Below are 23,004 nucleotides of genomic sequence, written 5' to 3'. Positions count from 1 at the left end.
TTCTGTGGTGCCTGCTGCGCGATGGAGTCTGCTCAGGCAATGAAAATCATTGGCTTGAACGCCGGAACGTGGCTCCCGCATGCCGTTCTGGCAATCGAGCGTCCCCTTCGGTAAACAGCTTCTGGCGCAGCGTTCCCTGGTCGTACGCCGTCTTGTACGAGCCGCGGCGTTGCAGTTCAGGGATCACCAGATCGATGAAATCCTCATAGCTCTCCGGGGTGACAATGCGGGTCAGGTTGAAGCCGTCCAGACCGGTTTCGGCGATCCAGGATTCCAGCTCGTCGGCAACCTGGTCGGGCGATCCGATGACAGTGATGTAGCGACCGCCGAGTGCGTGCTGGTCGAGGAGTTTCTGACGGGTCCAGTCGTTGTTCTTGAGGATCTTCGTCGCCGATTGAATGGCGTTGCCTTTGACGTGCTGAATGGGCTCGTTGAGCTCGTAGTCTGCGAAGTCGATTCCGGTCGAGGCACAGAAGTGTGCCAAACCGGCCTCCGCACTCGCGTAGGTCAGGTACTCCGCATGCTTGGCGCGAGCGGCTTGCTCGGTGGCGCCGACAATGACGTTGAGTCCCATGAACACCTTGATGTCATCGGGGGTGCGACCCGCGGCGACAGCGCTGGCGCGGACCTTGTCCACCTGCTCGCGGGTCGCGGCTTTGTTCTGGGCACTGATGAACACGCATTCGGCGTTATTGCCGGCGAACTGCAAGCCCCGATCCGAACTGCCCGCCTGAAACAACACGGGTGTGCGTTGCGGCGAAGGCTCGCAGAGGTGGTAACCCTCGACCTGATAGAACTCGCCGCTGTGGCGCACGTAATGGACTTTTTCCGGCTGAGCGTAGATGCGCGCTTCACGATCTTCGATGACCGCGTCGTCTTCCCAGCTGCCCTCCCAGAGTTTGTAGAGCACCTCCAGGTATTCATCGGCCTGATCGTAACGTCGGTCGTGCTCGATCTGCTCCTTCAGCCCCATGGCCTTGGCGGCGCTGTCGAGATAACCGGTGACGATGTTCCAGCCCACACGCCCGCGGGTCAGGTGATCGAGCGTCGACATGCGCCGGGCGAACAAGTAAGGGGCTTCGTAGGTCAGGTTGGCGGTCAGACCGAAACCGAGGTTACTGGTAACTGCAGCCATGGCCGAGACCAGCAGCAACGGGTCATTGACCGGCAGCTGGATCGATTCTTTCAGCGGCACACCAATCGACTTCTGATACACGTCATAAACGCCCACGATGTCGGCGATGAACAAACCGTCGAACAGTCCCCGTTCCAGCAACTGAGCCAGATTCGTCCAGTATTCAAGCGTCTTGTACTGGGTCGAGGTGTCTCGCGGATGCGTCCAGTACCCGTGGTTGATGTGGCCGATGCAGTTCATGTTGAACGCATTGAGCAGGATCTTTTTCTTGCTCATCAGAGGGTCCCCCGACGTGGCGGATTGACGTCGTTGAGGTAGAAGTTGCCGATGGCGTGGTATTTCCAGCGCACTGGATCATGCAGCGTGTGAACCCGCGCATTGCGCCAGTGACGATCCAGACCATGCTCGGCCAGAGTGGCCTGCGAGCCTGCAAGTTCGAACAGCGTGCTGCTGGCAGCCAGGGAAATCTCGGTGCTGATCGCACGGGCTTCGGCCACGGCAATCGAGGCTTGGGCAAGGTTTTCTGCCGTGGTTTCGGCCTGCGCGCGGTCAAGGTATTCACCCGAGCGTTCGAGCAACGCTTCGGCTGCATGCAGACGAATCGAGAGCTTGCCGAAACCATGCAGGGTCAACGGGTCATCGACGGCCTTTTCGATACCCGAATCGATCCATGGCCGCGTGCGTGTACGCACGAAATGCAGGGCGTCTTCATAGGCGGCACGAGCGATGCCGGTGTCGATAGCCGCGTGGAGAATCTGCGCCAGCGGACCGACCGTCGTGGGCCGTTCGAAAGCGGTCTGAAAGGGCACGACGTCGTCGGCGTCGACATAGACGTTTTCGAACACCACTGAACCGCTGCCGGTGGTGCGTTGACCGAAACCGCTCCAGTCGTCGATCACGCTCAGCCCCGCAGCATTGGCCGGGACAAAGGCCAGTTGCTGAATGCCGTCGTCATCGATCACCGAAGTCGGGATGCGTTGGGCGTACAAGGCTCCGGTGGAGTAGAACTTGCGACCATTGATGCGCCAGCCTTGGCCGTCGCGGCTCAGACGCGTGGTGCGGTCGTGGGCGGTTTTGGTCCCCAGTTCCGCCAGCGCATTGCCGAAACGCTGGCCGGCGAGTACTTCGGCGTACAGCCGTTTCTGTTGTTCGGGGCTGCCGTTCACACGCAGTACTTCGAGGGCGTAGAAATGGTTCTGCGGAATCTGCCCCAGCGAGCCGTCGGCGGCGGAGATGATGCGTATGACCTCGGCCAGGGTGACGCTGGAAACCCCCGCGCCGCCGAAGGTTTGCGGCACGCTGATGCCCCACAGGCCCGAACGGGAAAACTGTTCCAGTTCAATGTGCGGCAGACGACGTTCACGGTCGCGTAGGGCGCTCTGCTGTTTGAAGGTTTCGGCCAGTGCCCGGGCAGTGGCGAGCGCCTGGGCGTCATCCCGAATAATCGCAGTCGCGGGAGCCGCCTGCGTTTCATGCGGTAAGGATTGAATGCTCATGAGTGTGTTTCCAGTGGTCTGGTCAGATCCAGGAATGGCGGGCAGGCAGAGTGCCGTTGAGGTGCCAGGCGCCGACGGCGTGGACTTTCCAGCGCACCGGGTCGTGCAGGGTGTGGACCCGGGCGTTGCGCCAGTGGCGGTCGAGGTTGAATTCGGCCAGAGTCGCGCGGCTGCCCGACAGCTCGAACAGCTTCTCGCTGGCCTGCAGGGCGATCTCGGTAGTCAGCCCCTTGGCTTCGGCGACCACGATTGATGCACGCGCAGCGGCCTGGGCATCGATGGGCGAGGCGGCGATTTCATCGAGCACACGACCGGCCTTGTGCAACAGCGCTTCGGCGGCGTGCAGCTCCAGTTTCAGCTTGCCGATATCAGCGATCACGTACAGGTCATCGCTGGCGCGCTCGACATTGGCTTCGATCCACGGGCGTGAGCGCTCACGTACGAAACGAATGCTTTCGTCGATCGCTTCACGGGCGATTCCCGCATCGATGGCGGCTTGAATGAGTTGTGAAACTGCGCCCTGAATGTTGGGCGACTGGCCCAGTTTCCAGTTCTCGATCACCAGATCTGCGCTGACTCGCACATTTTCCAGCAACACGCTGCCACTGGCGGTAGTGCGCTGCCCGAAGCCGGACCAATCGTCGATGATGTGCAAGCCCGGCGTCCCGCGCGGCACGAATACCAGCACTTGCTTGCCGTCATCGTTGATCGCCTTGACCGCGACCCAATGGGCGAACAACGCACCGGTCGAATAGAACTTGCGGCCGTTGAGCAAAAAATGATCACCGTCGGCAGTCAGTCGCGTTTTTACGTCCAGGGTATTTTTGGTGCCGCGCTCCGGGCCCCCATTGCCGATCCGTGCGCCGTCGAGCACGCTTTTGAACAGCAAGGTTTTCTGCGCTTCGCTGGCACTGCCGATCAGCGAATTGAGGATGCCGAAATGATTCTGCGGGATTTGGCCGACTGCAGGGTCCGCCGCCGAAAGAATGGCGAACACTTTGGCAACGGTGACGAACGATACCTGCGGACCGCCATAAGCGCGCGGCACGGCGATACTGCCCAGGCCACTTTGGCTGAATCGCTCGATTTCCGCCCACGGCAGTTGTCGTTCGCGATCACGGACGGCGGCGCCCGGTCGAACTACTTCAGCCAGTTCATGGGCGGCGGCGATGGCGTCGGCATCGTTGCGCAGCACTGTCGCTGGCAACAGAGGTGGGGCAACGTCCAGGGTTTGCTGGACCAGGAGGGCGCTCAGATCAGTCATGGTGGTGACCTTCACGAGCCGATGCACTGGGGTGGTTGTGCGTGACCATTTCGAACCTCGAATCGAAACCGCGATGGCGGCAGAAAAAACGATGGTCCGGTGGTCCGGTGCATATACCCTAAACGTGTATAAAAATTAAATAAACTTGAATTTAGGAATAAGCATAGAAGGCGAAAGTTCGTCCCCTTCGCTGATCAGATGGCGTGTGCGTAGGCCATGCAGGTGCCGAATACGAGGAAGAGGATCAGGTACTTGAGGATATGTCGGCTGCGCATGGCGGACGTCTCGCGAACTGTTTCAACGCAGGCTAGCAGCACCGTTTTGCATGGTTTGGAGGTGTTGTGTAGGAGGAGGTTGTAGATGCTGTGGGAGATTTCCTTTTCGCTTTCAATCTGTGCGGTCATTCACGAAAACAGTTTGTAGGGTCGCGGTACAGCGTCCTTGCACCGCGACGACGTCGCCCAGATTCGCGGACATCAAGTTCGGCTAATCGGTGAATCCTCTGTGCTGACCCTGATTGACCGAGGCGGCGCCCAGAGCGAGTTGTTGCCCACACGATCAATCACGCAGTACGTCACCTCCTGGTGCAGATCATCGCCTGCTTCCTCGATGATCGAGGCGGGCACGAGGACCTTTATGGGATGGCCGACGTCTTTGTCGGTCAGGACGGGCAGATCCATCCGCACATCGCCCCAGCGCAACGTAATCTCGTCGTACGCCTCCATGTTGGGGTAACTGTCGATGCGCAGTTCGATCCCTTGGTTGAGGTGTCGCGCGCTCAGACCGTTTCGCATGATGGCGTCGGGGAAGATTACCGGCGCCAGACCCTGGTTTTCTTCGCCGCCCGCGCTGACCAGATGACCTCCGGGAGTCTCCAGCTTGACCCACAGTTTGCAGCAAGGGGATTTCACGGGCTCGCTGCCAATCTTCGTGACTTTGTAGTAGGTCTTCACTTTGCCGCTTTGAAGGAAGCTCTCCGGAATGTGTAGGACGGTTGTTTCTCCGATGTGGGACTCAGCCAACAATGTCGACGCGACATAACATTCACCCCAGAACAGTTCGATAAGATCCCCGCTCTCCATTTCGGGATAAGGCGGGATGTTCACTGAAAGGTCGGCAGCGGCCAGGGCACCAATGCCCTGTCTGTTCGACTGCGGAAGGGACGGGGCGAAGAGCTCGAACGGCGTGGTGCTGATGGGGGTCTGAATCATCTTCGAATACTCACTCAAAATTGTGTTTTAAATAGTGCGGTCACGATGGCTATTAACGCGACGACAACCTGAAAGCGATGGTGTAAGTACATCCCCGATGCACAGTGTTGGCAAACATTACAAACGGTATTAAATGTGGGATTGCTAAAGTGCGTGGAGGAACTCCTAAGTTGCTCTTGAGCTAATTGTGTTGCCGTATATATGTCAACGCCCAAAAAGGCGTAAATGTTTGTGTGCAGGATAATCAGATGTTTCCTACGTCAATGCGCGGGTGGTGGGCACCTTGGCTGTATGGCGCGTCCTACCAGAGAAGGAAAAAGCGCTGACGCGTTGTCGTCCGGACAAGTGCCGAATATTTACTGGGATGATGTTCGTCAAACGATAAATGATCGATGAAGAACCTGAGAATGGTTTGCATTGAAAACTTCGATGTTGGCGTGGGTTGTTACTGTTCGCGATCAAAGAGATTTTTGATGGATGCAGACTTTTCCAAATATTGAAGTAAAAGAAAACGGCGCTGAACAGCGCCGTTTTTTAAACAGTTGTTGTAGGACTAGTTCCTGCTACGTTCCAGAAATTGCCTGGTGCGTTCCTCTTTCGGATTCGCGAACAGCGCTTTTGCATCGCCCTGTTCGACGATGACGCCCTTGTCGATGAACACCACCCGATTGGCAACGTCGCGAGCGAAACTCATCTCGTGGGTGACGATGACCATCGTGCGGTTCTCTTCGGCCAGAGCGCGGATCGCGTTGAGCACTTCTCCGACCAGCTCGGGGTCGAGCGCCGAGGTAGGTTCGTCGAACAGAATCACCTCAGGCTCCATCGCCAGCGCCCTGGCAATTGCCACGCGCTGCTGCTGCCCACCGGACAAACGACGGGGGTAGGCGTCTTCCTTGCCGGCAAGGCCGACCTTGGCCAACAAGTTGCGACCCAGTTCGACAGCCTGCTCGCGCGGCATCTTCTTGACCACGGTCGGGCCTTCGATGACGTTTTCCAGCGCAGTGCGATGGGGGAACAGGTTGAAGTTCTGGAACACGAACCCGACATGTTGACGCAACTGCCGGATCAGCCCCTGTTGCTGGCTCAGTGGCTTGCTGCCGTCGATCTTGATGTCGCCGACGACGATCGTGCCGCTGGTGGGTTCTTCGAGGAAGTTGAGGCAACGCAGGAACGTCGTCTTGCCGGACCCGCTGGGGCCGATGATAGCGACCACTTCACCGGGTTCGACCTTCAGATCGATGCCCTTGAGTACCTGATTGCCCTTGAATTCCTTGGTCAGTTTTTCAACGGTGATCATGCATCAGGACTCCACATCGTGGCGGTTGGCGCGTGCTTCCAGACGGTTCTGGAAGTGAGCCAATACACTGCACAGCACCCAGTAGATCACCGCGACGGTGAAATACATGGTGAAAATTTCCAGCGTTCTCGAGGAGATCAACTGCGCCTGACGGAAGACTTCCGGCACCTGAATGGTGGCGGCCATGGCGGTGTCCTTGACCAACGAAATGAAGCTGTTGCCCAACGGCGGCAACGCGGTGCGCGCAGCCTGGGGCAGGATCGCCCGGCGCATGGTCTGCGCGCGGGTCATGCCGATACTGGCAGCGGCTTCCCACTGGCCTTTGTCCACGGCGCCAATGGCCGCTCGCAGGATTTCGCACGCGTAGGCCGCCATATTCAATGACAGGCCGATCAGCGCAGCGCTGATGGCATCGAGTTCGATGCCGAAATCAGGCAGTCCGTAATAGATCATGAACAGCTGAACCAGGAGCGGAGTGCCCCGAAAGAACGACACGTAGACCCTGGCGATAACGCTGACGATCTTTACCTTCGACAGACGCATCAGTGCCAGGCCGAAGCCCAGCACCAATCCGAAAAACATCGCTCCGAGGCTGAGGCCCACGGTGTAGTACACGCCCTGAAGCAGGAAGGGCGCGGAATCCAGCGCGAGCTGCAGTTTCTCTCCAATCATTTGGTCACGTCAGCCTGGAAGTACTTCTGCGACAGCTTGGTCAGCGTGCCATCGGCGCGCAGTTTTTCCAGAGCCTTGTTGAGCGCGTCCAGCAGCTCAGGCTCGCCTTTGCGCAGGGCGATACCGGCTTCCTGACGGGAGAACGCCGGGCCGGAAACGGCCAGGTTGTCCTTGGTTTTGGTGATCAGATCCAGCGCAGCCAGACGATCCACCAGAATGGCGTCGATGCGGCCAACGCGCAGGTCTGCGTATTTGGTCGGATCATCGTCGTAGGTTTTGACGACGGCGCCCGGTACGTTGGTTTTCAGCCATTCTTCATAGTTGGTGCCCAGACCGACGCCAACTTTCTTGCCGTCCAGATCTTTAGGCTCAGGGAATTTGCCGGCGTTTTCTTTCTTCACCAGCGCCTGGATACCCGACACGGTGTACGGTTCGGTGAAATCGTACTTCTTCTTGCGCTCGTCGGAGATGGTCACCTGGTTGACGACGATGTCCAGACGCTTGGATTCCAGTGCCGCTAGAATGCCGGCCCATGGAGTGGCCGACAGCTTGACCTTGACGCCCAGCTCCTTGGCCAGGGCTTCGGACAACTCGACTTCGAAACCGGTCAGCTTGCCGTCTGCGCCGACGAAGCTGAATGGCGGGTAAGTGCCTTCCAGACCGACGTTGAGGGTGCCGTTCTTTTTGATGGTATCCAGTTGCCCGCCAGCGACGGCCTGGGTCACCAGACCGGTGCCCAGCACCAGGCTGAATGCCGACAGCAGGAAGGTGCGGCGGATTGCAGACATGTTCATGTGAGTCCCCTGTTTTAATTGGAATGTCAGGCAAGCGTCATGACCTGACGAAGCTACTGTGGCAACGCGCGTTTATCCAGCTTTTTCAGTGCTCTGCCGGGTTTTGATGCGGTGGCTGGCGGCGATCATAAAAGCAGTTGTTTAGGATTAAAAATAATTAAAAACGAATCGCTTATTTGTGTTGGGCATATAGGAGATTGCCTCATTCGCACCGCAGCCTTCCAGTGAAACCGATAGGCTGGGGTACGCCGCTCCTTCTGTGAGCTCCGGCGACTCCTACAGGTTTTGCGGACCAGCGCCGACCAGGATCACGGCCCTGAAAAAACATCAGGATAAGCAAACAACGCGGGAGCCCCGCCGGTGTGCAGGAAGATGATCGGGCCGTCATCGAAACGCTGCCGGCCGATACCGTCCAGCAACCCCGCCATGGCCTTGCCGGTGTATACCGGATCCAGCAGCAGACCTTCCTGGCTGGCCACCAGTTTGATCGCCGACAACGTGCCCGCATTCGGCTCGCCATAACGAGGGCCATAGTACTCATCCCACAATTGCACTTTGAACGCCGTGGGCATGGGTTCACCCAGCAGTTCGAGAGTGCGCTCGGCCAAACCTTGAACCTTCGGTGCCTGGGTTTCTTCAGGGCGCGATACGGTCACTCCGATCACTGGCAGTTGCGGCAGCGCTTCGGCCAGTGCGAGCGCGAGTCCGCTGTGAGTGCCAGCGCTACCGGAAGCCAGCACCACGGCCGCGAATTCCACGCCGCTTTGCTGAATCTGCTCGGCCAGTTCAAAGCCCGCACGCACATAACCCAATGCACCCACGGGGCTGGAGCCACCAATCGGCACCAGATACGGCTTCTTGCCGCTGTTGCTCAGGCGGGCGGCGAGGGCTTGCAGCTGCTCGTCGGCGTTGTCCAGGTTCTCCACCAGTTCGACCTTCGCATCGAACAGGTCCAACAGCAGCCGGTTGCCATTGCCCAGGTAATTGCGGTCTTCGGTGGCGATGGGGTTTTCCAGCAGCGCGACACAGCCCAAGCCCAGTCTGGCGGCCAATGCGGCAGTCTGCCGAACGTGGTTGGACTGGATCGCGCCCGCGGTGATCAGCGTGTCGGCACCTTGCGCCAGAGCATCCGCCGCGAGGTATTCGAGTTTGCGCAGTTTATTGCCGCCCATGGCCAAGGGCGTGATGTCGTCGCGTTTGACGTAAATGTCGCGACCGGCCCAGGCCGACAGGCGTTCCAGTTTCTCCAGTGGGGTCGGAGCGCCCAAGAGTTGCAGGCGATTAAAACGGTCCAGCTGTTGTTTGATCATGGTGATTTGGGCGTCTTGAAGTGAGTCGCTGGACTATAGGCAGACGATTCCTGCAGGGCAACCCGACCGTTTCCCGCACGCTTCGGGTTATAGCCTCACGAAAATTGTTATTTTTTTGCCACAAATGTTTGCCGTAGAGTGATTCCTCATTCGGTGTGTCCAGCCTGACGAGCCGTTGAATTGAGGAGAAACCTGCGTGAGCACTATTCCCGAACTGTCCCAGGAAGCCTGCGCCGAGGGCGTGACCGGCCACTGGCAATTGCAGCGAATCGTGAGCGAGTTGCGCGCCGCACGTGATGACTGGCGCACCCGTAATGGTCGCGTCAGCGGTGAGAAGGGCGGCCGTGAACTGCCTTCCCGCGAAGCGCTGCGAGACATTCTCGAAGCGCTCGGCGGTGCATTGTTTCCGATGCGGCTGGGGCCTGTGGACCTGCGTGAAGAAAGCGAAGACTTTTACGTCGGCCACACCCTGGATGTTGCGCTGAACTCCTTGCTGGCCCAGGCGAGGCTGGAATTGCGCTACGTGGCTCGTCAGCGCGGCGAGGACGCCAGCTGTGCCGATGTCCACGCCGAACGGCTGATCCAGGATTTCGCCAGCGCCTTGCCGCAGATCCGCCGAGTCCTCGATACCGACGTGTTGGCTGCCTACCACGGCGACCCGGCAGCGCGCAGTGTCGACGAAGTGTTGCTGTGCTATCCCGGGATTCTCGCGATCATCCACCACCGCCTTGCCCATCACCTCTACAACAACGGCCTGCCACTGCTGGCGCGCATCAGCTCCGAGCTGGCGCATTCGGCCACCGGTATCGACATTCACCCCGGCGCGCAGATCGGCCCGAGCTTCTTCATCGATCACGGGACCGGCGTGGTGATCGGCGAGACGGCGATCATTGGCGAGCGAGTGCGCATCTACCAGGCCGTGACGCTGGGCGCAAAACGTTTCCCGGCAGATGAAGACGGGCAGCTGCAGAAAGGCCACGCTCGTCACCCGATCGTCGAGAACGATGTGGTGATCTACGCCGGTGCGACCATTCTGGGGCGTATTACCATCGGTCAGGGCTCGACCATCGGCGGTAACGTGTGGCTCACCCGTGGTGTGCCACCGGGCAGCAACGTCAATCAGGCGAATTTGCAGCATGACGATGGGTCGCAGAAGTAGGATTTGGCCGGCTCTGTTTTCATCTGATCCGAGCCTCTCCAGGCCCGCTTAGCCGGGCCCTGCATCCGTGCGATCTGCCTACATGTGAACTAGCGTCCAGAGGCCGCCGATTAGTCCTTCGCCTCGTATTCGTGTTTTAATTGAACGTTCAATCAAGTTAAACCGGTGGTTCGCTGCCCTCACATCAGGAGGCCTACCCTTGCCGTATCTGCCTTGCATGAACGTTTTCTCCGCCTGTCAGGCGGTTCGCCCATGAGTGTTCCAAGCGCGCAAAACAGCGCGCCCGTGCGCATGAATGGCCCCGTTTTTTACTTTGCCGCCAGCTTCATCCTGATTTTCGGACTGGTCGTCATCAGCTTCCCTGAAGCCTCGGGCCACTGGCTACTCGCCGCGCAGAACTGGGCAGCGAATACTGTGGGCTGGTACTACATGCTCGCCATGACCCTCTACCTGTTGTTCGTGGTGGTCACTGCGATTTCCGGGTACGGGAAGATCAAGCTCGGCGCCGATCACGACGAACCCGAGTTCAGTTATCTGTCATGGGCCGGCATGTTGTTCGCCGCCGGGATCAGCATCACGCTGTTCTTCTTCTGCGTCTCGGAGCCATTGACTCACCTGATGCAACCGCCACAAGGCGAGGCCGGCACCACCGAAGCGGCGCGCCAGGCCATGCAGCTACTGTTTCTGCACTGGGGCCTGCACGGTTGGGGCGTGTTCGCTTTCGTCGGCATGGCGCTGGCCTACTTCGCGTACCGCCACAACCTGCCGCTGGCGCTACGTTCGGCGTTGTATCCGCTGATCGGCAAACGCATCAATGGCCCTATCGGTTACGCCGTCGACGGGTTCGGCATCATCGCCACGATTTTCGGCCTCGGCGCCGACATGGGTTTTGGGGTGCTGCACCTGAATTCTGGGCTGGATTACCTGTTCAATGTCCCGCATACCCAATGGATTCAGGTCGGCCTGATCATCCTGATGATGGGCGCCGCAATTCTGGTGGCCGTGGCAGGCGTCGATAAGGGCGTGCGCGTGATGTCCGACATCAACATGCTGCTGGCCTGCGCGTTGCTGCTGTTCGTGTTGTTTGCAGGACCCACTCAGCATCTGCTCAATACGCTGGTGCAGAACATCGGCGATTACCTTGGTGCGCTGCCCACCAAAAGCTTCGACGTATACGCCTATAACAGCCCTAGTGACTGGCTGGGCGGCTGGACTGTGTTCTATTGGGCCTGGTGGATTGCCTGGTCGCCGTTCGTGGGTTTGTTCATCGCGCGCATTTCCCGAGGCCGCACCATCCGCGAGTTCGTCTGTGGCGTGTTGCTGATTCCGTTGGGCTTCACCCTGGCGTGGATGTCGATCTTCGGCAACAGTGCCATCGACCAGGTACTGAACCACGGCATGACAGCGCTGGGTCAGGCGGCTATCGACGATCCTTCCATGGCGTTGTACCTGATGCTGCAGAACTATCCGTGGAGCAAAACCGTCATCGCCGTCACGGTGTTCATCAGCTTTGTGTTCTTCGTCACCTCGGCGGATTCGGGGACTGTGGTGCTGTCCACGCTCTCGGCCAAGGGCGGCAGTCCTGATGAAGACGGCCCGAAATGGCTGCGGGTGTTCTGGGGCGTGATGACCGCGCTGATCACCAGCGGGCTGCTGTTTTCCGGCAGCATCGATGCGCTGAAATCCGCAGTGGTGCTGACTTCGCTGCCGTTCTCGCTGATCCTGCTGACCATGATGTGGGGCCTTCACAAGGCGTTTCACATGGAGTCCCAGCGGCAGATCGCTCAGCTTTATTCGCTGGCGCCGGTCTCCGGATCGCGGCGTGGGGGCTGGCGTCAACGTCTGAGCCAGGCCGTGCATTTCCCTTCGCGCGACGAGGTGTACCGCTTCCTGGATCAGACCGTGCGCCCGGCAATCGAAGAGGTGACAGCGGTGTTCGTCGAGAAGGGTCTGAGTGTGGTCACTCAACCTGACCCGACGAACCACACGGTCAGCCTGGAAATCGGCCACGGCGAAGAGCGCCCGTTCATCTATCAGGTGGCCATGCGGGGCTACTTCACCCCCTCTTTCGCAAGGGCAGGCATGGGCTCCAAACAGCTGAACAACCGCCGCTATTACCGCGCTGAAGTCCACTTGAGCGAGGGAAGTCAGGATTACGATCTGGTTGGGTACACCAAGGAGCAGGTGATCAACGACATCCTCGATCAGTACGAGCGGCACATGCAGTTCTTGCATCTGGTGCGCTGAGGGTTGGAGGAGTTCTGTGCTGTAGCAGCACGGCTTGCCGACGGGTGGCATCTGCAAATTCGCCGGCAAGCCGGACTGCTACAGCGCCGTGGCTTCGAGGGCTGGAGTGTCCTGCAAATGCCCATGCAGCAATCGCAGCGCGGGCGTATCCAGCGCCTGGGCGGAATAACACAGCCCAACCCTGCGAATGAGGTTGGGCGTGCGCGCCGGGCGGCTGGTGACGCCTGCGTGATGATCGACCATGGACTGTGGCAGCATCGCCACCCCCGCACCGGCAGCAACCAGGCGCAATGCCAAAGTCATTGACCCAGCCGTTGCCACCACCGAGCCGGAGCTTCGGTTGTACAACTCCATCAGGCGCTGGTGAGAGGGGTGGGAAGGGCAGGTAATCCACTGCACGTTGGCAAGGTCGGCTTCGTCGAGATTAGCTCGATCAGCCAATGGATGGCTGGCGGCAAGCGCCAGCACGAGTTGCTCCTCCCACAGCGGCAGGAACAACTCGTCCTCGCAGCAATCTTCCTCAACGGACAGGCGCGCATCACCGCTGCAACCATCCTGCAAGGTCAACAGCAGGTTGGGCACGACGCGGTAAGCCAGGGTCAAAAATGCCTCCAGATGGCTCGCGGCAATCTCGCCCTCTACGCCCAGCTCCAGAGAAAGCCGGTCGTTGCGTTGACGGAACTGGATGCTCAGCGCCTGCGCTTCGGCCAGTAGTCGTCGTGCCTGTGGATAAAGCGTGCGGGCATCGTCGGTCACCTCAACCCCGCGTGGCAGGCGCTGGAACAACGTCGTGCCCAAGCTGTCTTCAAGCTGGCGGATAGTGACCGAAAGCGTGGGCTGGCTGGTGAACAGACGCTGGGCCGCGGAGGTGATGTTGCGCTCCTCGAAAACGGCGATGAATGCGTTGAGTTGACGAATATCCATATCAGAAACCGATATCAGCGAGAGGAATAAAGCATTTTTCGAGCGTCGAGAGCGCTGAATATACTCGCTTTACCGCTTATCCATTGGCGCTTCTTATTGCTCCTTTGGCATTCAGAGAACAAGAGAGGATTGCATGACCTACATCGCAGCTGAAAACCGTTATGAACGTGTTCCGTATCGCCGCGTAGGCCGCAGCGGTTTGGTGTTGCCGGCGTTGTCGATGGGCTTGTGGCACAACTTCGGTGACAGCACTCCGATGGACACCCAGCGCGCGATGCTGCGCACGGCATTCGATCTGGGTATCAACCACTTTGACCTGGCGAACAACTACGGCCCGCCCTACGGCAGCGCCGAAGTCAACTTCGGGCGTCTGCTGCGCGAGGACTTCAAGCAATACCGCGACGAACTGATCATTTCCACCAAGGCCGGTTGGGACATGTGGCCGGGCCCCTACGGGCAGGGCGGAGGTTCGCGCAAATATGTGCTCGCCAGTCTCGATCAGAGCCTGCAACGCATGGGCCTGGACTATGTGGATATTTTCTATTCACACCGCTTCGACCCCGACACCCCGCTTGAAGAAACCGCTGGCGCACTGGCGACTGCAGTCCAGCAGGGCAAGGCCCTGTACATCGGTATCTCGTCGTATTCGGGTCCGAAAACCCGCGAAATCGCGGGCTTGCTGAAGGAGTGGAAAGTCCCGTTGCTGATCCACCAGCCCGCCTACAACATGCTCAACCGCTGGGTCGAAAAGGATCTGCTGGAAACCACCGAAGAACTGGGTTCAGGCGTGATTGCTTTCACCGCGCTGGCACAGGGGTTGTTGTCGGACAAATACCTCAATGGCATTCCGAAAGATGCGCGGGTCAATCGTCCGGGCGGCGGCTCGCTCCAGGCTTCGCACTTGTCCGAGGAGAACATCGAGCACGTGCGCGCATTGAACGAAATCGCCAAGCGGCGGGGTCAGAGTCTGGCGCAGATGGCGTTGGCCTGGACGCTGCGTGATCCACGGGTTAGCTCGGCGCTGATCGGTGCAAGCCGTCCGGAGCAGATCATCGAGAACGTCGCTGCGCTGGATAACCCTGAGTTCAGCAAGGAAGAACTGGCCGAAATCGACCGTTTTGCAGTGGAAGGCGGGATCAATCTGTGGGAGAAACCGTCGTCGGCTGAATAACCCGTAATCCGGGCATAGCGCCGATCCGGTGGGAGCTGCCGGAGGTTACGACGGTGGCGAATGCGGTCTATCTGACACACCGCATTCGCCCCCCTCTACATTTCTGCAGCCCCCACAGATCAATGGGAAGTCAGATAAACCTGATCAGCCCTCATCCCCTTCATCGTCATCCCCGCCATCGATCTTCATGCCCAACTCCTTGATCTTGCGGGTCAAGGTGTTACGACCCCAGCCCAGCAGCACGGCGGCGTCGCGACGACGACCAGCGGTATGCTTCAAGGCGGTTTCGATCATGATGCGTTCGAAGGTCGGCACCGCGCTGTCCAGCAGGCTGGACTGGCCGCGAGCCAGAGCCTGATCAGCCCACTGACGCAACGCCTGCTCCCAGTTGGTGACCGGTGTCGCGTCCTGCGGCAGGCTTAACAGCTCAGGCGGCAGGTCGCTGATGTGCACCTCACGACCCGAGGCCATGACCGTGATCCAGCGGCAGGTGTTTTCCAGCTGACGAACGTTGCCCGGCCAAGGCAGATGCTTGAGGTATTCCTCGGTCTCGGCCTTCAGCAGTTTCGGCTCCACGGCCAGTTCTTGCGCGGCGCGGCTGAGGAAGTGCTTGGCCAGCGTCGGAATGTCTTCGCGACGGTCCGACAGGCGTGGAATGTGAATGCGGATCACGTTCAGACGGTGGAACAAGTCTTCACGGAATTTGCCTGCCTGAACCAGGGTTTCGAGATTCTGGTGGGTCGCCGCGATGATGCGTACGTCGACTTTCACCGGCACATGACCGCCAACGCGGTAAAACTCGCCGTCGGCCAGTACGCGCAACAGACGCGTCTGGGTGTCGGCAGGCATGTCGCCGATTTCATCGAGGAACAGCGTACCGCCGTCGGCTTGTTCGAAACGACCGCGACGCAGGTTGGCCGCACCGGTGAACGCGCCTTTTTCGTGGCCAAAGAGTTCGGATTCCATCAGGTCTTTTGGAATCGCCGCCATGTTCAACGCGATGAACGGCGAGGCCGAGCGCGGGCTGTGGCGATGCAAGGCGTGAGCGACCAGTTCTTTACCGGTACCCGATTCGCCGTTGATCAGCACGGTGATGTTGGAATGGCTCAGACGCCCGATGGCGCGAAACACTTCCTGCATCGCCGGCGCTTCGCCAATGATTTCCGGAGTACGGGTCAGGGTTGGCGCAACGTCCATGCCCTGTTGTTCCTGGGCGTGCTGATTGGCGCGCTTGACCAGCGAAACCGCTTCGTCGACGTCGAATGGCTTGGGCAGGTATTCGAAGGCGCCGCCTTGATACGAGGCCACGGCACTGTCCAGGTCCGAGTGGGCGGTCATGATGATGACCGGCAGGCGCGGATGCTGTTCGCGGATGCGCGCCAACAGGTCCAGACCACTGGCGCCCGGCATGCGAATGTCGGAAATGATCACATCCGGTTGCTGACGCGCCAGACGGCTCATCACGCCATCTGCGCTGTCGAAGCTCTGTGTGGTCATGCCTTCTTGCTGCAAGGCCTTTTCCAGTACCCAGCGGATGGAACGGTCGTCATCGACGATCCAGACAGTTTCACTACGGCTCATGTCGAAGCTGCTCCTTGTTCCAGCGGCAAGAAGATCGAGAATGTTGTGTGGCCAGGATGGCTGTCACACTCGATCAGCCCCTGGTGCTGACTGATGATGTTCTGGGTGATGGCAAGGCCCAGCCCGGTACCGTCCGGGCGGCCGCTGACCATTGGGTAGAAAATGGTTTCCTGAAGCTCCGGAGCAATGCCCGGGCCGTTGTCGATGATCTCGATCTTGCTCACCAGACGATGGCGCACATGGCCGATCGTGAACTGGCGCATGGCACGGGTGCGCAGGCTGATGCGCCCCAGACGCAGTTCGTTCTGACCGCTGATGGCCTGCATCGCATTGCGCACGATATTGAGCACGGCCTGAACCATCTGATCACGGTCGATCAGGACGTCGGGAATGCTAGGGTCGTAATCGCGCACCAAAGTGATGCAGCCCTGGCTTTCGGCTTCCACAAGGCTGCAGACACGCTCCAATACTTCGTGAACGTTGGTCATTGCCAGAGAGGGCAGCTTGTTCGAGCCCAGCATCCGATCCACCAGATTACGCAGGCGGTCGGCTTCTTCGATGATAACGTTGGTGTAGTCCTTGAGGCTTTCTTCCGGAAGTTCGCGGGCCAGCAGTTGAGCGGCCCCACGAATTCCGCCCAGCGGATTCTTTATTTCATGGGCCAGGCCACGCACCAGCATCTTGGTGGTTTCCTGTTTGGAGAGCTGAGCCTCTTCCTTGGTGATACGCAGCAGGCGATCACGGGGATGGACCTCCAGCAGTAACATCGTCTCGCCTTGGGACAGAATCGGCGTTACCGCGTAGTCGACGGTCAATGTCTGCCCGGTCAGTGCCGTCAGCATCGCTTCGCGCTTGGTGAACGGGTGAGCTTGCTCTACGGCCTGGCGCAGCGAGCTCAGGGCCTCGGCGGACTCAGTGAACAGCTCGCTGATGAATTGCCCATGGCTGCGCTGGCCGCTGATCGCCAGCAGCATCTCCGCTGCCGGATTCATGTACTCCAGGCGCAAGTCCGATTTGAGCAGAATCGTGGCAGTGGTCAGGTTGTCGAGTAACAGTCGGTGCAACGTATCGCTGATTGTCATGAATCTCGTCGACCTCTTTTGGCTCATTGCACTTGGGCGGGCCCGAAAGTGCAGGCTCTGGTTGGTCTTGGCCAGCACTGGAAGACCGCTGACGCGATGGCTGTCCATTGCTTATTTGTTAGAAAATGCAAGAACCAAACCAAGGCTCCGAAAAGAAGCGCTGTTCGAGGCATTTCGGACTTTTTTTGGACAGCCAGCCCGAAGAGAGCGCAGCCTCGCGCGATTCGTGAACCAAAATGGGATTTAAATCGACACGTTCGTTCAGGTTGTGCACCAATGTGGAGCTTAGTCGCTGAAACGTGCGTCATCAGAAAAACGGCAGAATGCTGCTTTCTTCTTCAGGTGGCTTGTCCTTGAGCGGGCACTCCGGGCGCACGCCGTAATCTTCGGTCTTGCACGGTTGCGCGAGACGTTTCTGCGCAAGCGAAATACGCATCATGTGGAACGGCTGGTTGGGTGTGCGTTCTGCTACCCGGCCAAACTCGTCAATGATCTCGATCGAGAGTTGATGGGTGCCGCGATCGATGTTGGTCATCGGGAATACCGGGCTGCGGCCGGCTTCCCCATAAACCTTGCCTTCCAGCAGCAACCGATAGGTGTGTCCCGGTTGCAGCGCGGGCTCGTTGGTGACGGTGACGATCAGGTTGCCCTCGCTATCGCGAATGGTGGTGTCAGGTTCCGGGGCAAGAATGCGCAACAACTGATAACGGAACAGCGGGCCGGGTGTTGGCTTGGCGCTGTGTGCCTGAGTCGGCTTTCTGGGCGCGGACTTGATCTGATTGCTGGGCGCGATCTCGACCTTCTTCGCGTTGCGCCGGGGCTGGTCGGTAAATGCCCGATTACCTTCGGCATCGATGTAGGTGTAGACCTCAGCGATGGCCGAGTGGCCGACAAGCATCAGCAGGCACATCAGCACGCCGCGCAGCCACTTGGATTCAGGGCTTGCCGACATGGACTCGCTGCACTGTCAGTGTGGTGGTCTGGCTCTGCTGGATGGATTGCGCGCCTTGCAGCACCTGCACGGCTAGGCTGTGTTCGCCCCGATCCAGATCCACTGCCTGAAGGCGCGGAACATTGGTCGGCTGACCATAGGGCGTCCCGTCCACGATCAGCTGCAGCAGGTGGCCAGCCTGCAGGCGCGGCTGGATCGCCACGCCAACGGTGAACGTCCCGTTATTGGCGCGCAGCGCTTCACCTTGAGGAAGGTCAGTCAGCTCCAGGACCTGATAGGCCGCAGTATTTTGCTGCGTCTGACTCTGATTTTGAGACGCGCTCGGTGGGGCGGGGGGCGGCGCGACGGTGTCAACGCTATTGAGCGGTGGCAGGTCGACTGGTTCAGCCTTGGTGCCATTGGGCGGCTGGTTGCTGTACGCCGTGTTGCCATTGGCGTCGGTGTATTTGTAGATCTGCGCGACTGCGGGCAAGGCAAGCAACAGCAGCACGAAGGCAAGGCTTTGACGCATGAAAACTCCAGTACCGCGGTCAGGAGAACGACAGCTTGCATCGCGCTACTGCAGTAGCGCCAGGCACAGGGGGCAGCATAGAGCAAAACCGGACCGGTAGTCTCATCCGCGCTCCCACGGCATCAATCAGACTTTTGCTCCGTTTTGCACAGGCCGTCGGTTGCACGCTGCAAGGCGCTGAGCATGACAGCGTCTGCGGCCTTGCGTCTGGTCGTCGACTGCAACCAGCTTTGGCATTCACTCTTGCTGCGATAAGGCAGGAACGCTGCGTACTTGTGCATCAAATCCGGTTGCAGCGTATCCAGACGGGTGCGAATGCCCTGCGTCAGGCTGGTAGCGGGGGGTTGGGGAGCCTGGCCGCTCTCGTGCCACTGGGCTATCCGCGCGTACTGCACCACCTTGTTGGCTTCCATCTGTGCGGTCATGAACGCGTGGACGTCGTCCCTGTTCAGGTTGAATGCCTGGGCTTGGGACTCGGCATTGAGGATCACCTGGCGCTCGCGCTCACTGTCCTGCACAGGCTTGCCGCTGTACCACTTGCTCACGGCAACGTCGTTTGCAATGTCCAGCCTCTGCTCGATCACTGCAACCAGCGACTCCACGGCATCGGGGGCCGTTTGAGGGGTAGGTGAGTTGAGGCAGCCCGCCATGAGCGGGGCGATCGAGAGCATGAGCCAGAGGGGCCGGGGCATTGGACATCCTTATTATTGATAACGGCACTGGAGAGCAGTGGGAGTGGTGGAGTATCTAGTCAATGCTATTAGAAAAACGATAACTAAATACCACCATTCGCTAAACACTCGTTTTTCGTAGCCACAAAAAAGGCCTCCCGAAGGAGGCCTCTTTTATTCACGCCGCTCTCGCTGGCGCGACCGGGATCAGCAGCTGTAGTACAGCTCGTATTCCAGTGGGTGTACGAAAGTACGTACCTTGATTTCTTCTTCCGATTTCAGAGCGATGTAAGCGTCGATGAAGTCGTCGCTGAATACGCCGCCTTTGGTCAGGAACGCACGACCTTTGTCCAGCTCTTCCAGAGCTTCTTTCAGGCTGCCGCAAACTTGTGGGATCTCTGCAGCCTCTTCAGGTGGCAGGTCGTACAGGTTTTTGTCGGCTGCGTCGCCAGGGTGGATCTTGTTCTGGATACCGTCCAGGCCAGCCATCAGCAGAGCTGCGAAAGCCAGGTATGGGTTGGCTGCCGGATCCGGGAAGCGAGCTTCGATACGACGGCCGCGTGGGCTGGAGACGTAAGGAATACGGATCGAAGCGGAACGGTTGCGAGCCGAGTAGGCCAGCATTACTGGAGCTTCGAAACCTGGGACCAGACGCTTGTAGGAGTTGGTCGAAGGATTGGTGAAGCCGTTCAGAGCCTTACCGTGCTTGATGATGCCGCCGATGAAGTACAGGGCGGTGTCGGACAGGCCGGCATAGCCTTCGCCAGCGAAGGTGTTCTTGCCATCTTTGGCGATGGACATGTGAACGTGCATACCCGAGCCGTTGTCGCCATACAGAGGCTTAGGCATGAAGGTCGCGGTACGGCCGTATGCGTCGGCAACGTTGTGGACGACGTATTTCAGGGTCTGAACTTCGTCAGCCTTTTTAACCAGAGTGTTGAAGCGCGTGCCGATTTCGTTCTGGCCAGCGGTTGCCACTTCGTGGTGGTGAACTTCTACGACCTGACCCATTTCTTCCAGGGCGTTGCACATCGCGGTGCGGATTTCGTGGTCGTGGTCGAACGGAGGAACCGGGAAGTAGCCGCCTTTGACGCCTGGACGGTGGCCCTTGTTGCCGCCTTCGATGTCAGCGTCAGACATCCACGAGCCTTGCTCGGAGAAGATCTTGAACATGGAGCCGGAGATATCGGACTTGAACTTCACTTCGTCGAAGATGAAGAATTCTGGCTCTGGACCTGCGAATACGGTGTCACCGATACCCGTGGACTTCAGGTATTCCTCGGCGCGGTGAGCGATTGCCCGTGGGTCGCGGTCGTAACCTTGCATGGTCGAAGGTTCGATGATGTCGCAAACCAGGATCAGGGTCGGTTCTTCGGTGAACGGGTCCAGAACGGCCGTTTCGTCGTCCGGCAGCAGAATCATGTCGGAGGCTTCGATGCCTTTCCAGCCGGAGATGGACGAGCCGTCGAACATTTTGCCGACTTCGAAGAAATCGTCTTCCAGCGCATCGCGAGCTGGCATGGTCACGTGGTGCTGAGTGCCTTTGGTGTCCGTGAAGCGCAGATCAATCCACTTAACGTCATGATCTTTGATGAGTTGAACCGACTTCGACATGTTGTCCTCCGGGGTGGATTAGGGCGGGGTAGTGGTGGGCCCTTTAATTTGGGTGATGCCGGGCGCGATAGTCGGCCAAGGCAACCTGCCTCACAAGGGAGCAATTTGCATGCCAGTGCCCTGTGTTGGGTTTTCTGCGGAAAACGCCGGTATTTCGGGCGTAAAACGTCGCATTTGTGAAAAGCTGCGCACCGATATGGTGCGCTTGGATTGTATACAGTCCCTTTTTGGTGCGCTGATGATCGGCTATACGATAACTGGTTAAACCTTGAGCAATTTCCGCTATAATCCGCGCCCCCCTTTTTCGACCGGCACCCAGCGCGCTGTTTTCATGAAACTAATCGTTAAAGTTTTCCCGGAAATCACCATCAAAAGCCGACCTGTGCGCAAGCGCTTCATCAAACAGTTGGCCAAAAACATCCGCACCGTGCTCCGCGATCTGGACCCGGCGCTGGTGGTCGATGGTGTGTGGGACAACCTCGAGGTGGAAACCAAGGTTCAGGATTCGCGCGTCCTGCACGAAATGACCGAACGCCTGAGCTGCATGCCCGGCATCGCGCACTTCCTGCAGGTCGATCAATATCCGCTGGGCGATATGGACGACATCTACGAGAAGTGCAAACTGCACTTCGGCGATGCCCTACCCGGCAAGATTTTCTCAGTGCGTTGCAAGCGCGCCGGCCACCACGACTTCAGCTCCATGGACGTCGAGAAGTACGTTGGCAGCAAATTGCGTCGTGAATGCGGCGCGGCCGGTATTTCGCTGAAAGCGCCGGAAGTCGAGGTGCGGATCGAGATTCGCGACCAGCGCCTGTTCGTGATCCACAGCCAGCACAACAGTATCGGCGGCTATCCGCTGGGTTCGCTGGAGCAGACCCTGGTTCTGATGTCAGGTGGTTTCGACTCCACCGTTGCCGCTTATCAGATCATGCGTCGGGGCCTGATGAGCCACTTCTGCTTCTTCAATCTGGGTGGCAGGGCGCACGAGCTGGGCGTCATGGAGGTCGCGCACTTCATCTGGAAGAAGTACGGCAGCTCCCAACGCGTGCTGTTCGTCAGCGTACCGTTCGAGGAAGTTCTGGGAGAAATTCTCGGAAAAGTCGATAACAGTCATATGGGCGTAGTATTGAAGCGTATGATGTTGCGCGCTGCGACCAATATTGCCGACAGGCTGGAAATCGACGCGCTGGTCACCGGCGAAGCGATTTCCCAGGTGTCCAGCCAGACGCTGCCCAACCTGTCGGTCATCGATTGCGTGACGGAGAAGCTGGTCTTGCGCCCGCTGATCGCCAGTCACAAGCAGGACATTATCGACCAGGCCGACCAGATCGGCACCGGCGATTTTGCCCGGCACATGCCTGAGTACTGCGGTGTGATCTCGGTCAATCCAAAGACCGCGGCCAAACGCCATCGCGTCGAGCATGAAGAAAAAGAATTCGACATGGCGGTACTCGAGCGTGCGCTCGAAAACGCCCGTCTGGTGCCTATCGATCGCGTGATCGAGGAGTTGGGCCAGGACGTTCAGGTCGAAGAAGTCAGTCAGGCTCTGGCCGGACAGGTGGTTATCGACATCCGTCATCCGGATGAAGCCGAAGACCGTCCGCTGGAACTGTCGGGCGTTGAAGTACAAACGCTGCCGTTCTTTGCACTGAACAGCCGTTTCAAGGCACTGGATGACACGCGCCAGTACCTGCTTTATTGCGACAAAGGCGTCATGAGTCGCCTGCATGCTCATCATCTGCTCAGTGAGGGGCATGCCAATGTGCGCGTTTATCGACCGAGCTAAGTGCCCGGGGCTGTTTGCCTGTGGCTTGCGTCACCGGCCCCCCGACACCAGTCGTCAGCCGTAACGGCTTTAGCCGGCTCTACCGTTCATAGCTGCCTACACTAAGCAGCTGACCGAATCCTCTGAT

20 protein-coding genes are annotated in these 23,004 nt (G+C 58.9%); 4 read left to right on the top strand and 16 right to left on the bottom strand.

The genetic code is table 11. The features are described 5' to 3' along the window. Window positions 1-46 precede the first annotated feature (46 nt). The 9 genes from BWR59_RS08390 to BWR59_RS08350 form a co-directional block, all read right to left on the bottom strand. Window positions 47-1,411, bottom strand: a complete 1,365-nt coding sequence (locus tag BWR59_RS08390) for an LLM class flavin-dependent oxidoreductase (protein WP_081565169.1) — start codon at window positions 1,409-1,411, stop codon at window positions 47-49. Beyond that, complete coding sequence (locus tag BWR59_RS08385) at window positions 1,411-2,631, bottom strand: SfnB family sulfur acquisition oxidoreductase (RefSeq protein ID WP_081565168.1); 1,221 nt, start codon at window positions 2,629-2,631, stop codon at window positions 1,411-1,413. Before BWR59_RS08385 ends, BWR59_RS08390 begins: the two co-directional genes overlap by 1 nt. Window positions 2,632-2,653: 22 nt before the next feature. Then, window positions 2,654-3,895, bottom strand: a complete 1,242-nt coding sequence (locus BWR59_RS08380) for an SfnB family sulfur acquisition oxidoreductase (RefSeq protein ID WP_081565167.1) — start codon at window positions 3,893-3,895, stop codon at window positions 2,654-2,656. A gap of 194 nt (window positions 3,896-4,089) precedes the next feature. Then, complete coding sequence (locus BWR59_RS08375) at window positions 4,090-4,299, bottom strand: hypothetical protein (RefSeq protein WP_081565166.1); 210 nt, start codon at window positions 4,297-4,299, stop codon at window positions 4,090-4,092. A gap of 72 nt (window positions 4,300-4,371) precedes the next feature. Beyond that, window positions 4,372-5,106: a hypothetical protein gene (locus tag BWR59_RS08370; protein WP_081565165.1), complete on the bottom strand. Its 735-nt coding sequence runs from the start codon at window positions 5,104-5,106 to the stop codon at window positions 4,372-4,374. Between the two features lie 553 nt (window positions 5,107-5,659). After that, the gene (gene tcyN / locus BWR59_RS08365; protein WP_081565164.1) at window positions 5,660-6,403 is read right to left on the bottom strand and encodes an L-cystine ABC transporter ATP-binding protein TcyN; all 744 of its coding nucleotides are present in this window, start codon (window positions 6,401-6,403) and stop codon (window positions 5,660-5,662) included. A gap of 3 nt (window positions 6,404-6,406) precedes the next feature. Continuing rightward, entirely contained in the window at window positions 6,407-7,075 is a 669-nt protein-coding gene (gene tcyL, locus BWR59_RS08360; protein ID WP_081565163.1) for a cystine ABC transporter permease, read from the bottom strand. Beyond that, window positions 7,072-7,869, bottom strand: coding sequence for a cystine ABC transporter substrate-binding protein (gene tcyJ, locus BWR59_RS08355; RefSeq protein WP_081565162.1), 798 nt, complete (start codon window positions 7,867-7,869; stop codon window positions 7,072-7,074). The genes tcyL and tcyJ overlap by 4 nt, the downstream gene beginning before the upstream one ends. Window positions 7,870-8,177: 308 nt before the next feature. Next, the gene (locus tag BWR59_RS08350) at window positions 8,178-9,179 is read right to left on the bottom strand and encodes a D-cysteine desulfhydrase (RefSeq protein ID WP_081565161.1); all 1,002 of its coding nucleotides are present in this window, start codon (window positions 9,177-9,179) and stop codon (window positions 8,178-8,180) included. A 214-nt stretch (window positions 9,180-9,393) separates the two neighbouring features. Between BWR59_RS08350 and epsC the strand changes: the two genes are divergently transcribed. Next, window positions 9,394-10,338, top strand: a complete 945-nt coding sequence (epsC, locus tag BWR59_RS08345; protein WP_143490799.1) for a serine O-acetyltransferase EpsC — start codon at window positions 9,394-9,396, stop codon at window positions 10,336-10,338. Window positions 10,339-10,590: 252 nt separating this feature from the next. Beyond that, window positions 10,591-12,585 carry a choline transporter BetT gene (gene betT / locus BWR59_RS08340; protein WP_081565159.1) on the top strand — a complete coding sequence of 665 codons (1,995 nt, stop codon included), beginning with the start codon at window positions 10,591-10,593 and terminating at the stop codon, window positions 12,583-12,585. 78 nt (window positions 12,586-12,663) lie between these two features. On the opposite strand, the gene BWR59_RS08335 is transcribed toward betT, so the two are convergent. Further along, entirely contained in the window at window positions 12,664-13,509 is an 846-nt protein-coding gene (locus BWR59_RS08335; RefSeq protein ID WP_081565158.1) for a LysR family transcriptional regulator, read from the bottom strand. A gap of 133 nt (window positions 13,510-13,642) precedes the next feature. Here BWR59_RS08335 and mgrA point away from each other — a divergent pair, with 133 nt between their 5' ends. Next, window positions 13,643-14,680, top strand: a complete 1,038-nt coding sequence (gene mgrA, locus BWR59_RS08330; protein ID WP_081565157.1) for an L-glyceraldehyde 3-phosphate reductase — start codon at window positions 13,643-13,645, stop codon at window positions 14,678-14,680. A gap of 144 nt (window positions 14,681-14,824) precedes the next feature. Here the strand turns inward: mgrA and ntrC are convergent, their stop codons facing one another. From ntrC to glnA, 6 genes are all read right to left on the bottom strand, one after another. After that, window positions 14,825-16,261, bottom strand: a complete 1,437-nt coding sequence (ntrC, locus tag BWR59_RS08325; RefSeq protein WP_081565156.1) for a nitrogen regulation protein NR(I) — start codon at window positions 16,259-16,261, stop codon at window positions 14,825-14,827. Next, a complete protein-coding gene (glnL, locus tag BWR59_RS08320) occupies window positions 16,258-17,343 on the bottom strand; it encodes a nitrogen regulation protein NR(II) (RefSeq protein ID WP_081565155.1) in 1,086 nt (361 codons plus the stop codon). Before glnL ends, ntrC begins: the two co-directional genes overlap by 4 nt. 307 nt (window positions 17,344-17,650) lie before the next feature. After that, on the bottom strand, window positions 17,651-18,295 hold the full coding sequence (locus BWR59_RS08315; protein ID WP_081565154.1) for a DUF4124 domain-containing protein: 645 nt from the start codon (window positions 18,293-18,295) through the stop codon (window positions 17,651-17,653). After that, window positions 18,279-18,806, bottom strand: a complete 528-nt coding sequence (locus BWR59_RS08310) for a DUF4124 domain-containing protein (RefSeq protein ID WP_081565153.1) — start codon at window positions 18,804-18,806, stop codon at window positions 18,279-18,281. Before BWR59_RS08310 ends, BWR59_RS08315 begins: the two co-directional genes overlap by 17 nt. 122 nt (window positions 18,807-18,928) lie before the next feature. After that, entirely contained in the window at window positions 18,929-19,498 is a 570-nt protein-coding gene (locus BWR59_RS08305) for a chorismate mutase (protein ID WP_081565152.1), read from the bottom strand. A gap of 186 nt (window positions 19,499-19,684) precedes the next feature. Continuing rightward, a complete protein-coding gene (gene glnA / locus BWR59_RS08300; protein ID WP_081565151.1) occupies window positions 19,685-21,091 on the bottom strand; it encodes a glutamate--ammonia ligase in 1,407 nt (468 codons plus the stop codon). 331 nt (window positions 21,092-21,422) lie between these two features. On the opposite strand from glnA, the gene thiI reads away from it, so the two are divergent. Further along, window positions 21,423-22,877, top strand: a complete 1,455-nt coding sequence (gene thiI / locus BWR59_RS08290) for a tRNA uracil 4-sulfurtransferase ThiI (protein WP_081565150.1) — start codon at window positions 21,423-21,425, stop codon at window positions 22,875-22,877. Window positions 22,878-23,004 lie beyond the last annotated feature (127 nt).

The organism is Pseudomonas sp. Bc-h (genome assembly GCF_002080045.1).
Classification (GTDB): domain Bacteria; phylum Pseudomonadota; class Gammaproteobacteria; order Pseudomonadales; family Pseudomonadaceae; genus Aquipseudomonas.
This window is presented reverse-complemented; position numbering and strand designations above follow the sequence as displayed.